Annotated in this window: 14 protein-coding genes; 9 read left to right on the forward strand and 5 right to left on the reverse strand. The window is 69.6% G+C overall.

Annotated elements, in window-relative coordinates; all coding sequences use genetic code 11:
• The first annotated feature begins 504 nt into the window (after positions 1-504).
• Positions 505-1,113 (forward strand): hypothetical protein, encoded by a 609-nt coding sequence (locus ACFV46_RS23110; RefSeq protein ID WP_385499491.1) that lies wholly within the window; start codon positions 505-507, stop codon positions 1,111-1,113.
• Positions 1,114-1,141: 28 nt separating this feature from the next.
• Positions 1,142-1,417: a hypothetical protein gene (locus tag ACFV46_RS23115; RefSeq protein WP_385499493.1), complete on the forward strand. Its 276-nt coding sequence runs from the start codon at positions 1,142-1,144 to the stop codon at positions 1,415-1,417.
• Between the two features lie 335 nt (positions 1,418-1,752).
• On the opposite strand, the gene ACFV46_RS23120 is transcribed toward ACFV46_RS23115, so the two are convergent.
• The 5 genes from ACFV46_RS23120 to ACFV46_RS23140 form a co-directional block, all read right to left on the reverse strand.
• The gene (locus ACFV46_RS23120) at positions 1,753-2,085 is read right to left on the reverse strand and encodes a hypothetical protein (RefSeq protein WP_385499494.1); all 333 of its coding nucleotides are present in this window, start codon (positions 2,083-2,085) and stop codon (positions 1,753-1,755) included.
• Positions 2,078-3,190 (reverse strand): hypothetical protein, encoded by a 1,113-nt coding sequence (locus tag ACFV46_RS23125; protein ID WP_385499496.1) that lies wholly within the window; start codon positions 3,188-3,190, stop codon positions 2,078-2,080. The genes ACFV46_RS23120 and ACFV46_RS23125 overlap by 8 nt, the downstream gene beginning before the upstream one ends.
• Positions 3,191-3,517: 327 nt before the next feature.
• Positions 3,518-3,964: a MarR family transcriptional regulator gene (locus ACFV46_RS23130; RefSeq protein WP_385499497.1), complete on the reverse strand. Its 447-nt coding sequence runs from the start codon at positions 3,962-3,964 to the stop codon at positions 3,518-3,520.
• 185 nt (positions 3,965-4,149) lie between these two features.
• Positions 4,150-4,662, reverse strand: a complete 513-nt coding sequence (locus tag ACFV46_RS23135; RefSeq protein WP_385499498.1) for a hypothetical protein — start codon at positions 4,660-4,662, stop codon at positions 4,150-4,152.
• Positions 4,663-5,036: 374 nt separating this feature from the next.
• Positions 5,037-5,519 (reverse strand): hypothetical protein, encoded by a 483-nt coding sequence (locus ACFV46_RS23140; RefSeq protein ID WP_385499499.1) that lies wholly within the window; start codon positions 5,517-5,519, stop codon positions 5,037-5,039.
• 414 nt (positions 5,520-5,933) lie between these two features.
• On the opposite strand from ACFV46_RS23140, the gene aroC reads away from it, so the two are divergent.
• The 7 genes from aroC (at position 5,934) to nusB (ending at position 12,265) form a co-directional block, all read left to right on the forward strand.
• Entirely contained in the window at positions 5,934-7,118 is a 1,185-nt protein-coding gene (gene aroC, locus ACFV46_RS23145; protein ID WP_151783054.1) for a chorismate synthase, read from the forward strand.
• Positions 7,115-7,633, forward strand: a complete 519-nt coding sequence (locus tag ACFV46_RS23150; protein ID WP_283289786.1) for a shikimate kinase — start codon at positions 7,115-7,117, stop codon at positions 7,631-7,633. The genes aroC and ACFV46_RS23150 overlap by 4 nt, the downstream gene beginning before the upstream one ends.
• Complete coding sequence (aroB, locus tag ACFV46_RS23155; protein WP_361930921.1) at positions 7,630-8,721, forward strand: 3-dehydroquinate synthase; 1,092 nt, start codon at positions 7,630-7,632, stop codon at positions 8,719-8,721. Before ACFV46_RS23150 ends, aroB begins: the two co-directional genes overlap by 4 nt.
• Positions 8,722-8,889: 168 nt before the next feature.
• Positions 8,890-9,744, forward strand: coding sequence for a Pro-rich N-terminal domain-containing protein (locus tag ACFV46_RS23160; RefSeq protein ID WP_376728645.1), 855 nt, complete (start codon positions 8,890-8,892; stop codon positions 9,742-9,744).
• Between the two features lie 359 nt (positions 9,745-10,103).
• Positions 10,104-11,210: an aminopeptidase P family protein gene (locus ACFV46_RS23165; RefSeq protein WP_376728638.1), complete on the forward strand. Its 1,107-nt coding sequence runs from the start codon at positions 10,104-10,106 to the stop codon at positions 11,208-11,210.
• A 51-nt stretch (positions 11,211-11,261) separates the two neighbouring features.
• Positions 11,262-11,828, forward strand: a complete 567-nt coding sequence (gene efp / locus ACFV46_RS23170) for an elongation factor P (RefSeq protein WP_019757323.1) — start codon at positions 11,262-11,264, stop codon at positions 11,826-11,828.
• A gap of 2 nt (positions 11,829-11,830) precedes the next feature.
• Positions 11,831-12,265: a transcription antitermination factor NusB gene (gene nusB / locus ACFV46_RS23175; protein ID WP_055623771.1), complete on the forward strand. Its 435-nt coding sequence runs from the start codon at positions 11,831-11,833 to the stop codon at positions 12,263-12,265.
• Positions 12,266-12,333 lie beyond the last annotated feature (68 nt).

Consider the following 12,333-nt stretch of genomic DNA (forward strand, 5'->3'; position numbering starts at 1 on the left):
TCCTGGTTGTGTTTTTGTGTGGTTTCTTCTTTTCGTTTTTGTGGGGGCTTCTTTTGGGGGGGGGGTTGTTTTGATTTCGCGGGGGGGGGGGGGGGGGGGGGGGGGGGGGGCCGCCCCCCCCCCCCCCGCCCCTCCAAGGCACTTCGCGGCATCTTCGCTGCCGACTATGTCGAACGTCTGGAGGCGGCACGGCAGTGACTCTGAGAGGGCCTGGGCAGCTCCGCTGAGGAGGAAGACGGCTGAGCCAGCATCCCGGGAAACCCAGATCGCAGGCCAGAGCTTGCCTGGCAACGGCAGGCGGTGACAACAAGCCTGCATGTTCAGGCTCGATGACAACAGGACCGCCTCGTTGATGACGACTTTCCGGCTTCGCGTCGCGGGTAACTCCAGGTCGGCTGGTCGCAAAGGTGACACCTACCGTGCTTCGGCACACTACGGCTGCCGCGCCCACCGTGCGGCAGCCGGATTTCCCGTCACCGTTTCCGCAACGATTGGGAGGCTCGTATGAGCACCCCCGTACCCCGATCCCACCGGCGCCCGCGCGTGCCCGCCCACCGCGCGCCCGCGCCCCGCGAGCCGATCGACTGGGCAAAGGTCGGGCGCCGCTCGGTCCGTCGGCGGGCCCGCGGCATGACCCACCCGGAGGCGGCGGCAGCCCTCGAGGACGCAGAGCTGCAGCAGCACATGGTCCGCGACCACGAGGACCTCGCCGGCGATGAGCGCGGCCCGGCCGAAGTCGCTGAGTGGACGCGCATCGTGCAGCTGCTCGCCGACACTGGCGGCGTGTACGACCCGGACACCGACGCCGTGGTCCAGGACGAGCTCGCGGCCGACGCCGAACGCGAGCGCGACCGGCAGCTGGAGGACGCGCAGCGCCTCCAGGAGGAGAAGGCCGAAGCCGCCCGCCACGCCGCCCTCGCCCACGACGTCCTGTGCCACGCCCTGCTGCGCACCCTCGCCCGCACCGGCCAGCTGGACGGTTTGAGCGAGGACGAGCGGGCCGCCGTCAACCGGCTGCCCGAGACCGACCCCGCGGCCGCGCTCGCCTTCAACGCCCTGCTCGCACGCGCCCACGAAACCGGAGCCGGTCTGCGCCCGGGGGCCGCGTCGTGACGGGCGACCCGGACACGGTGATCGCCGTGTGGACGGAGTCGACCTGGTGCGGCACCGGCACGAGACACTCACCGCCGACGGCCAGGTCCACGTCGACGGCCGGCCCACGCTGGGCGAGCCGTGGTTCGAGGGCGAGGACGCCCCCGACTACAACCCGATCTGCCACTGCCCGCGCCTCGAAGCAGTGCTGCATGGAGTGCGCGGGCTGTGCCGCCTGCGGGCAGTGCCGTGGCCCGCACATCTGGCCCCCGGCCCGGATCTGATCACGAAGAGTCGACCTCACAGATACCCGGCCCACCTGTGACGCAAGCGGGAACCCGTGAGCCAGAATGCCCTATTCACCCTGTTCGCTGTGAGTCGAACCCCTGAATTCCCAGGTGGACGCGAGCGATGGCATTCCGAGGGCCGGCCCCGGGCGCTGCACTCGGGTAGCAGGCCGTGCGGCACAGGGCAGCGAGGCGTGCAAGGCTCGTCGACATGTTCGGCTGGGGCGATGCGGGACTGCGCGGTCGCCCGACTCCCTATGTGCATCCGCCGTTCCCAGGTCAGCGGGCGAATGGTCATTGGCACTGGACATGGCGACTGCTCACGCCCGGTGGGGGCGTGAGCAGTCGCGGGCAGGACGTTCTGGTGCTAGGGCTACCGGCGCCAGCGTCTGCGCAGTTTCTGCGCCAGGCGAAGCCTTTCGCGCTCGGCCGCACGCTCAGCGCGGCGGTGAACAGCATGCCTCCACGGCTTGTGCCCCACGAGCAAGAGGGCCACCGACGCGGTGATGAGTGCGGCAGCGATCACGGCATACGTGCCGCTGCTGGCGACGAGAACGGCTACCACGATCAGAGTCGGGACGAGCAGGTAGATCAGGACGCTGAGCGCCTTGAGCAGGTAGTCGCCGTGAACCGCGCGCACCTCGGCGCGGATGCTCAATTCGCTGTCAGGTGAAGGAGGGCGAGTCGAAGTCTGCGGTTCAGCCATGGAAGCTTACCTCCCCGGTCGTGTCCGGCCCGCGGTCTGCCGAACCCGTCGTCGGCGGCGGAAGGATCTTCTTGGGTGCCTTCTCCTTCCGGGGCTTGCCGATCCGGCAATGCCTGCACCCGTCGGGGACCTCGGCCCGGTGCTTGTCCCTGACCCTGATCACCTTGCGGCGCACAAGTTCCTTGAACTTCCCGGGGATCTTCGCCTCGGCGTAGACCGCGGCTTGATGCCAGTCGGCGATCTCGTCGTCGAGGAACCGGGCGTAGACCGCCTTCTTCTGGTCGTCGCGGAAGTCGGCTAGCAGGACGTTGAGGCAAAGGTGGTCCAAGCCCTCGGTGAGGACCTCGTCGAGGGAGCGATGCTGCGGCGGAGCGAACTCCACCCCGGTCAAGGAGCCGATGTGGTGGTGCTTCAGTTGCCGCTCGTAGAGCGGCTTGTTCGCGTCCCGCATGCGCCGCGTCTCGCGATTGAGCCGCTCGAGGAACAAGTCGTTGCTGTAGATATCGCGGGAGTCCGAGATCACCTGCTGGACTCCATCGAGGATGGACTGAAGGTGCTTTCGGCCCCGGAGCTGAAGACCCCACTTGTCGGCAAAGGTGAGCGCGAGGCTTGTGTCGCCGGTGTCAAACCAGACCCGGAGCACGTCATGGGCGTCGCGGTAAGCCTCACAGGCCCGCTCCGGGACGCCCAGCAGGGTGAGAGAGCCCGCGATCTCTGGGGGGAAATACGCGCTGGTGGGCGCTAGGACGAACGGTCGTTTGAAGGGGAGCGCCCGGCGCAGGGAGGCTCGCGTGAGCTTTCGGCACCGGGACACGAGCCGGAGTGCCTCCGCGGGAAGATCGGCATCAACGATGCACGGGACCCCGTCGCTTCCGTACACCTCGTGGAGCTGAGGACTATCAACGATCGTCACCAGCCGTGTCACCAAGGCATCGGGCCGGATGCCCACGCGTCGCGCGATGGAACGATCCCCGCGCACGGGACGGCCGCTCACCCCGCGCGCAATGAGGGTGCTCCAGGAAGAATCGGCGGCAGGCGCGTCGACATCCTCGTCCCGGATGAGGACAAGAATCGCCGTACGCAGGCCTGGGCGTGAGTTGGTCATTGATCTTCGCTCTCCTCGGTAGTAAGTACCTTCATCCCTTCAGGGCCTCAGAGAGCAGTGAACGACACCAGGAGCCTCGGGCAACTTTATTTGTTGCCTCCAGCCCGGCGACGGCCGCCCACTGCTGCGCTTGGCTTCTCCGTCTAGTACGGCCAGCGGCGCCTGTAACCCACCCGAAAGCGGCTGCACCCAGACCTCCCCACGCGCGGGGATCCTCGTCCATGTGAGTGAGGCCTCTAGGGTCGACGCCGACACCAGACACATGAACGGCGCTGCACCGTGGGGTGCAGCGCCGTAGTGCCAGCCCGGCCGGTCCGGGCGGCCGGGTCAGGAGACTGCTTTGAGGTTCTGGCGACGCTTGGCGTCTTCCCGGCGCCGGCGCTTCTCTGCGAGCTGGTCCTGGTAGGCGGCGACACCCCTGCGGTAGCGGTCGACGAAGTCAGTGGAGTTAAGGCGCTCATCCTTCGGCATCGCCTTGACAGCCGCGATGGCGTCCTCGGGGGAGGCGTAGGCGGCATGCATGGCGTTGAGCTGGTAGACGCCAGCGCGCTGCTTCTTCACCAGCAGCGCCAGGTCCAGGTCGCGCAGGGCCGCGTTGACGGCCGTCCGGCTCAGGTTCAGCATCTGGGCGATGGTGCCCTGGTCGGTCTCGATACGGCCGCCCGGCTCGCTGTGGGCCCGCAGCTTCAGCAGCACGCGGTAGGCCGCGGGCAGCAGATCGAGATCGGCAACGATGCCTTCCGCATTGACGGAGGCGAAATGCAGACCGCTCACTGTTCGGCCCCCTTCTCCTTCAGCTGCGCCCGCTCCCGGCGCCGGCGAGCTCGCTCGTCTGCCCGTTCCTTACGCGCCGCTCGATCTCCTGCCTCATCTTCTCTAGTGAAGGGAAGCGCACCAACTCGGGCAGGCTCTGGTCCGCGCGATCTGCTTCAGGGTGACGTGCTGGTCGACCTTGATTACTAAGGCTCCGTGGTCTCAGTGCCCGGGATGAACTCCGCTACGCCGTAGCTGTAGGGCGGGTTGAACTGGTAGACCCCGCGCTTCACCCGGAAGACGATGCCGTGCGACATGACCTCGCCCAGCGCCTCGGTCACCTTCGTACGCGCCACGTCCAGGACGGTCGCCATCTCCTCCTGCGTCAGGGGAATCCGCCCGCCGGCCTTCTGGCAGGCGATCATCAGCAGGATCAGCCGCAGCGGCAGCGCCTCGCGGAAGAACTGCGCGATCACCAGGAAGAACTCCAGGCTGTCCATGGAGAACGCGTTCGGCTGCTCCGGCGTCCCGCAGAACTCCATCGGCTTGCGCTGCTCGCCCAGCGAGAGCTTCCGGCCCGGGTACTGCCGTGCGACGTCGTCCAGGTCCTTGACGGGCCGTAGGGACCGGTCCCAGGCCTCGGAGGGATCGTCCAGCGGCAACTTCGGCTGCGGCGCCCCCTTGGCGCTCGGACGGCGGCGCTGCGGCTCACTCGACACGAAGCTGCTCCCACGTTGTTGATCTCCGGACGCGCAGCAGTATGTGAGCTCTGCTTGAAATCGATGTCGCTCCGACACGACATGCCGCGGAAGTTTTGTCCCCCCAGGGGGGACAGAACTCCCCCCTGCCCGCCTGGCGGTCAGCCCGCCAGACACATCCGTCCCAGATGTTGCCTGCACTTGACACAGCCGCTCGGAACGTGTCGCCTCTAGTTGACATCGACCGGCCGATGTGCCCCCTTAGGCGGACTGCTGTGCTTCATCGCTCGGCAAATCGGCGCGTGGCTGTAGCTGTCAGAGGAGTGTACGAAATGGACAGCTGTACATAGACAGAGGGGTCGCCATCCTCTATGACTGGCGACCCCAAGTTTGGTCTAAATCTTAGGGGTGCCGGTCAGATCCCAGAATTTCTCACCCTCACCGTCCAGGTCGAGGTTGTAGAGGACCGTGGCGTCCGCCGTCCATCCGCTCCCCGACCCGCTTCGCGCGGCTGTGCCACAGTCGCGAGAGCCCGTGGAATTTTCATTGATGGCGCTAACAAGGTTGCAGTCGTTGTAGCTCATCGCGGCATCATTCTTCTCAAGGCGGACCTCCATTCGGAAGGCGTCAAATTTTCGAAGCCCGCCACCCCCTCCCCAATTGACGTATGCCTCGGCGTCGTAAGTGGAGCCTGTGCGCCAGACGCACAACTGGATGTACACCGTGACATTTGTCCCTGTTGTGTCAAACTCCTTATGGGCCGAGTTGGTGCATTCCTTTGCGTCCCAGGCATTTGCTGGCGTGGTAAAGGTGAGTGGCGCAAATAGCGCAATCGCCGCCGTGATAAGCACCCGAAGGATGCGATGGGTTCTGCTCACGTAAGACTCCATAAAAGTTCCTAGATGGGTGCACGTACAATATGGATATAAACACCCTCGAGTCAAGTGGTCTTTCGGGCGAGGTTTCGGAGATTCCTGGTCAGTCATTGAAATAGAACCATGTGTCGGTTTGTCTGTATTGGAGTGCAGTAGGGTGGATCTCTCGATCGATCCGTGGCACTAATGGCAGCACACGGTCACGAGCTTGGGTGCCGTTAAAGGTCGGACTTGATTAGCGCATCACGCACTTTGCCACTGAGGGCCGTCCGCCAGATGGACCGGCGGCCGGTGGCCGGGCCCGGACGTGGGAGGATCGGAGGTGGCGGGCCCGGGCCGCGCACCTGGCCGCCGTCGCGGTACGCGCTGACACGCGTACCCAGTGCAGTACCAGGGCGCGAGCATCGAGGAGCACCGTTGAGCAGGTTGCGCTGGCTGACCGCGGGGGAGTCCCACGGCCCCGCACTCGTCGCGACGCTGGAGGGCCTTCCCGCCGGCGTGCCGATCACCACGGAGATGGTGGCGGACCACCTGGCCCGGCGCCGCCTCGGCTATGGACGCGGCGCGCGCATGAAGTTCGAGCGCGACGAGGTCACGTTCCTCGGCGGCGTCCGGCACGGCCTCACGCTCGGCTCCCCGGTCGCGATCATGGTGGGCAACACCGAGTGGCCCAAGTGGGAGCAGGTCATGGCGGCCGACCCGGTCGACCCGGAGATCCTGGCCGGGCTCGCCCGCAACGCCCCGCTGACCCGGCCCCGCCCCGGCCACGCCGACCTCGCCGGCATGCAGAAGTACGGCTTCGACGAGGCCCGGCCGATCCTGGAGCGGGCCTCCGCCCGGGAGACGGCCGCCCGGGTGGCGCTGGGCGCGGTGGCGCGGTCGTACCTCAAGGAGACGACCGGCATCGAGATCGTCAGCCACGTCGTCGAGCTCTGCTCCGTCAAGGCCCCGCAGGGCGTCTACCCGACCCCGGCCGACGTCGAGCGGCTGGACGCCGACCCGCTGCGCTGCCTGGACGCCGACACCTCCAAGGCGATGGTCGCGGAGGTCGACCAGGCCCACAAGGACGGCGACACCCTCGGCGGTGTCGTGGAGGTGCTCGCCTACGACGTGCCGGTGGGCCTCGGCTCGCACGTGCACTGGGACCGCAAGCTGGACGCCCGGCTCGCCGGTGCCCTCATGGGCATCCAGGCCATCAAGGGCGTCGAGCTCGGCGACGGCTTCGAGCTGGCCCGTGTGCCGGGCTCCAAGGCGCACGACGAGATCGTGAGGACCGAGGACGGCATCCGGCGCACCTCCGGCCGCTCCGGCGGCACCGAGGGCGGCCTCACCACCGGTGAGCTGCTGCGGGTCCGCGCCGCGATGAAGCCGATCGCCACGGTGCCGCGCGCCCTGAAGACCGTCGACGTCACCACCGGCGAGGCCGCCCAGGCTCACCACCAGCGCTCCGACGTCTCGGCGGTCCCGGCCGCCGGCATCGTCGCCGAGGCCATGGTGGCGCTCGTCCTCGCGGACGCGGTCGCGGAGAAGTTCGGCGGCGACTCGGTCGCCGAGACGCGCCGCAACGTCCGCTCGTACCTCGACCACCTGGCGATCCGATGAGCGGGGCGCCCGTGGTGGTGCTGGTCGGGCCGATGGGAGTGGGCAAGTCCACCGTCGGCGAGCTGATGGCCGGGCGGCTCGGCGTCGGCTACCGCGACACGGACGACGACATCGTGGCCGAGCAGGGCCGGACCATCTCCGAGATCTTCGTCGACGACGGCGAGGCCGCCTTCCGGGAGATCGAGAAGCAGGCCGTGCGCCGGGCGCTCGAGGAGCACGACGGCGTCCTGGCGCTCGGCGGCGGGGCGATCCTCGACGCCGGCACCCGGGCCCTGCTCGCCGGACAGCGGGTCGTCTACCTCTCGATGGACGTCGAGGAGGCCGTGAAGCGCACCGGCCTCAACGCCGCCCGCCCGCTGCTCGCGGTCAACCCGCGCAAGCAGTGGCGCGAGCTCATGGAGGCCCGCCGCCATCTGTACGAGGAGGTCGCGACGGCCGTCGTGGCCACCGACGGCCGTACCCCCGAAGAAGTGACCCGAGCCGCGCTGGACGCACTGGAGTTGAAGGACGCATGACCGAGGCAGTGACGCGGATCCAGGTCGGCGGGAGCGCGGGCAGCGACCCGTACGAGGTCCTGGTGGGCCGTCAGCTCCTCGGCGAGCTGGGCGGGTTGATCGGCGACCGGGTCAAGCGGGTCGCGGTGATCCACCCGGAGGCGCTGGCGGAGACCGGTGAGGCGCTGCGGGCCGACCTGGCCGACCAGGGCTTCGAGACGGTCGCCATCCAGGTCCCGAACGCGGAGGAGGCCAAGACCGCCGAGGTGGCCGCCTACTGCTGGAAGGCGCTCGGCCAGTCCGGCTTCACCCGCTCCGACGTCGTCGTCGGCGTCGGCGGCGGCGCCACGACGGACCTCGCCGGCTTCGTCGCCGCCACCTGGCTGCGCGGGGTGCGCTGGATCGCCGTCCCGACGACCGTGCTGGCCATGGTGGACGCGGCGGTCGGCGGCAAGACCGGCATCAACACCGCCGAGGGCAAGAACCTCGTCGGCGCCTTCCACCCGCCCGCCGGGGTCCTGTGCGACCTGGCGGCGCTGGAGTCCCTGCCCGTCCACGACTACGTCTCCGGGCTCGCGGAGATCATCAAGGCGGGCTTCATCGCCGACCCGGCGATCCTGGACCTCATCGAGGCGGACCCGCAGGCCGCGCGCACCCCGGCCGGCCCGCACACCGCCGAGCTGATCGAGCGCTCGATCCGGGTCAAGGCGGAGGTCGTCTCCTCGGACCTGAAGGAGTCGGGTCTGCGGGAGATCCTCAACTACGGCCACACGCTCGGCCACGCCATCGAGAAGAACGAGCGCTACCAGTGGCGGCACGGTGCCGCGGTCGCCGTCGGCATGCACTTCGCCGCCGAACTCGGGCGCCTCGCGGGCCGGTTGGACGACGCGACCGCCGACCGGCACCGTGCGATCCTCGAATCGGTCGGCCTGCCGCTGCACTACCGCTACGACCAGTGGCCCAAGCTGCTGGAGACCATGAAGGTCGACAAGAAGTCCCGCGGTGACCTGCTGCGCTTCATCGTCCTGGACGGCCTGGCCAAGCCGACCGTCCTGGAGGGGCCCGACCCGGCCGTCCTGCTCGCCGCCTACGGTGAAGTCGGCCAGTAAGTCCACGCACGCACGATTGTGTCCGATTCGCCTATGGCAATGGGCACTTCGGCCGGCCCCCGGCCGTTCACCAAACGACGGCCGGGGACGGTACCGTTCGGTAGGGAGCGGGGCATGGCCCCGCTGCCAGCGCCAATGGCCATGGACGACGAGACGGAGTGGCACCGGATGCAGCACGCAGTGGGTTCTCCGCTGCCGCCGCCCCACCAGCCGGGGCACGGCTGGTCGCCGGCCGCACACCACCCCGGAGCGCAGGGAGCACCGCAGGGGCCCGCACCCGTGCCCCCGCCGCCGTCGGCGCCGGGCTTCGCACCCCCGGGTCCCCCGGGACCCGCGGCGCCCGCCCCGCAGCACGGCGGCTACGGCCCGCCGGCGCCCGAGAGCACCGGCCATGTCCCGCTGCCGCCCGGCGGCCCCGTCGCCATGCCGAGCGCCCCGCCCGCCGCGACGGCCCCCGACCCGACGTCCACCACCCTCGCGGTCCTGCTCATCGGCCCGGCCGGGGCGGGCAAGACGAGCGTCGCCAAGTACTGGGCGGACCACCGCAGGGTGCCCACCGCGCACATCAGCCTCGACGACGTCCGCGAATGGGTCCGCTCGGGCTTCGCCGACCCCCAGTCCGGCTGGAACGACCACTCCGAGGCCCAGTACCGCCTCGCGCGTCGCACGTGCGGCTTCGCCGCGCGCAACTTCCTGGCCAACGGGATCTCCTGCATCCTCGACGACGCGGTCTTCCCCGACCGGCCCGTCGTCGGCCTCGGCGGCTGGAAGCGGCACGTGGGCCCCGGGCTCCTTCCGGTCGTCCTGCTCCCGGGCCTGGAGATCGTCCTGGAGCGCAACGCCGAACGCTCGGGCAACCGCCGCCTCACCGACGAGGAGGTCGCCCGCATCCACGGCCGCATGGCCGGCTGGTACGGCTCGGGTCTCCCCATCATCGACAACTCCCAACTGGACGTCCCCCAGACAGCCCACCTCCTGGACGAGGTCCTCGCCCGCTCCCTGGCCAGCCCCCCGTCCTGGTAGCCCCCGTGTGAGGGACGGGACGCGGGGAACTGCGCCCCCACCGGCGGAAAGCCGACAGACGACGCCCGCCACCGCTCAGGGGCGCGGGGAACTGCGCGAGAAGCCCCACCGGCGGAAAGCCGACAGACGACGCCCGCCCCCCTTCAGGGGCGCGGGGAACTGCGCGAGAAACCGCACCGGCGGAAAGCCGACGGACGACGCCCGCCCCCCTTCAGGGGCGCGGGGAACTGCGCGAGAAACCCCCACCGGCCCGAGGCCGACCAACGACGGTCACCCCCGAAGCCCCGCAACCCGCAGGGAACCGCCCACTCAGCGGCCCTCAACCGGCGCCAACCCCGCGGAGCTCATACGCTCGGGTCATGTCAGAGGTGTACGCCACCCGCCGCTCCCGCCTGAGGGACCGCTGCCAAGCCAGCGGCAGCGCCACCGCGCTGATCTCCCGCCCCGCCAACGTCCGCTACCTCGCGGGCGCCGCCCCGCGGGGCGCCGTGCTGCTCCTCGGCAAGACCGACGACCTGCTCGTGTGCCCCGAGCCGCCCGACGAGCGCCCCTACGAGGGCCGCCCCGACGAGGCGCTGCTGATCCACACCCTTCCCCGCCCCGGCGGAGACGCCGCCGTCGCCGCCGCGGACCTCGCCGCGGCCCAGGGCGCCGACTCGCTCGCCGTGGAGGAGCACCACCTCACCGTCGCCCGGCACCGGGCCCTCCACTCCGCCGCGCCGCAGCTGCGCCTCGCCGGCCTCGGCACCGCCGTGGAACAGCTCCGGGTCGTCAAGGACGAGGAGGAGATCTCCTGCCTCCGGATCGGCGCGGAGATCGCCGACCAGGCCCTCGGCGAGCTTCTCGAGTCCATCCTCGTCGGCCGTACCGAACGCCACCTGGCCCTGGAACTGGAGCGCCGCCTCGTCGATCACGGCGCCGACGGCCCCGCCTTCCCCACGGCCGTCGCCACCGGCCCCCACTCCGGCCGCCGGGCGCACCGGCCCACCGACCGCCGGGTCGAGGAGGGCGATTTCCTCTCCGTCTGCCTGGGCGCGACGTACCGCGGCTACCGTTGCGAGATCGGCCGTACCTTCGTGATCGGCACGTCCCCCGCGGACTGGCAGATCGAGCTGTACGACCTCGTCTTCGCCGCTCAGCGGGCCGGACGGGAGAGCCTGACGCCGGGCGCCGCCTACCGTGACGTGGACCGGGCCGCCCGCCAGGTCCTGGACTCCGCCGGGCACCATGAGGGCCTGCCGTCGCTCATGGGCCACGGTGTCGGACTCGAAATCGACGAGGACCCGCAGTTGGCCCCCGCGGCCATGGGTAAACTGGACGCTTGCGTGCCGGTCACCGTCGAACCGGGGGTCCACCTCCCGGGCCGGGGCGGCGTCCGGATCGATGACACGCTCGTCGTCCGCCCCGAGGCGGACGGCGGACCCGAGCTACTCACCATCACGACCAAGGAGCTGCTCGCCCTGTAGGCAGGTGCGTGCGCCGGGGTCGTCCACGTCAGTCCAGGAGATTCCGCAACCGTGGCTTCCACGAACGACCTCAAGAACGGCATGGTGCTCAAGCTCGAAGGCGGCCAGCTCTGGTCCGTCGTCGAGTTCCAGCACGTCAAGCCCGGCAAGGGCCCGGCCTTCGTGCGCACCAAGCTCAAGAACGTGCTGTCCGGGAAGGTCGTCGACAAGACCTTCAACGCCGGCGTGAAGGTCGAGACGGCCACCGTCGACAAGCGCGACATGCAGTTCTCCTACATGGACGGCGAGTACTTCGTCTTCATGGACATGGAGACCTACGACCAGCTCATGGTCGACCGCAAGGCCGTCGGCGACGCCGCCAACTTCCTGGTCGAGGGCTTCACCGCCACCGTCGCGCAGCACGAGGGCGAGGTGCTCTTCGTCGAGCTGCCGGCCGCCGTCGAGCTGACCATCCAGGAGACCGAGCCGGGCGTCCAGGGCGACCGCTCCACCGGTGGCACCAAGCCCGCCACCCTGGAGACCGGCCACCAGATCCAGGTCCCGCTCTTCATCACCACCGGTGAGAAGATCAAGGTCGACACCCGCACGAGCGACTACCTCGGCCGGGTGAACAGCTAACCGTGGCTGCCCGCAACACGGCCCGTAAGCGCGCCTTCCAGATCCTCTTCGAGGGCGACCAGCGCGGTGTCGGCGTCCTCACCGTCCTCGCGGACTGGGTCCGGCTCTCCCGGGAGGACACCCGGCAGCCGCCGGTCAGCGAGTACACGATGCAGCTGGTCGAGGGGTACGCGGAGCGCGCCCGGCGGATCGACGAGCTGATCGCGCAGTACTCGGTCGGCTGGACGCTCGACCGTATGCCGGTGGTGGACCGGAACATCCTGCGCCTCGGCGCGTACGAACTGATCTGGGTCGACGAGACGCCGGACGCGGTCGTGCTGGATGAGATGGTCCAGCTGGCGAAGGAGTTCTCCACGGACGAGTCGCCGTCGTTCGTGAACGGCCTGCTCGGCCGGTTCAAGGATCTGAAGCCCTCGCTGCGCCGCGAGGACGCGTAGGTCCCCGGATCAGGCGAACACGCGGAAGGGCCCGCAGCACGCGTGCTGCGGGCCCTTCCGCGTGTTCG

The sequence above is a fragment of the Streptomyces sp. NPDC059852 genome (genome assembly GCF_042731455.1).
Taxonomy (GTDB): Bacteria; Actinomycetota; Actinomycetes; order Streptomycetales; family Streptomycetaceae; genus Streptomyces.

Bases quoted from the DNA above. Each gene is read 5' to 3' on its own strand.
- ACFV46_RS23110 (WP_385499491.1), top strand. From the start codon at position 505: ATGAGCACCCCCGTACCCCGATCCCACCGGCGCCCGCGCGTGCCCGCC.
- ACFV46_RS23125 (WP_385499496.1), bottom strand. From the start codon at position 3,190: ATGACCAACTCACGCCCAGGCCTGCGTACGGCGATTCTTGTCCTCATC.
- aroB (WP_361930921.1), top strand. From the start codon at position 7,630: ATGACCGAGGCAGTGACGCGGATCCAGGTCGGCGGGAGCGCGGGCAGC.
- ACFV46_RS23160 (WP_376728645.1), top strand. From the start codon at position 8,890: ATGCAGCACGCAGTGGGTTCTCCGCTGCCGCCGCCCCACCAGCCGGGG.
- ACFV46_RS23120 (WP_385499494.1), bottom strand. From the start codon at position 2,085: ATGGCTGAACCGCAGACTTCGACTCGCCCTCCTTCACCTGACAGCGAA.
- ACFV46_RS23165 (WP_376728638.1), top strand. From the start codon at position 10,104: ATGTCAGAGGTGTACGCCACCCGCCGCTCCCGCCTGAGGGACCGCTGC.
- ACFV46_RS23150 (WP_283289786.1), top strand. From the start codon at position 7,115: ATGAGCGGGGCGCCCGTGGTGGTGCTGGTCGGGCCGATGGGAGTGGGC.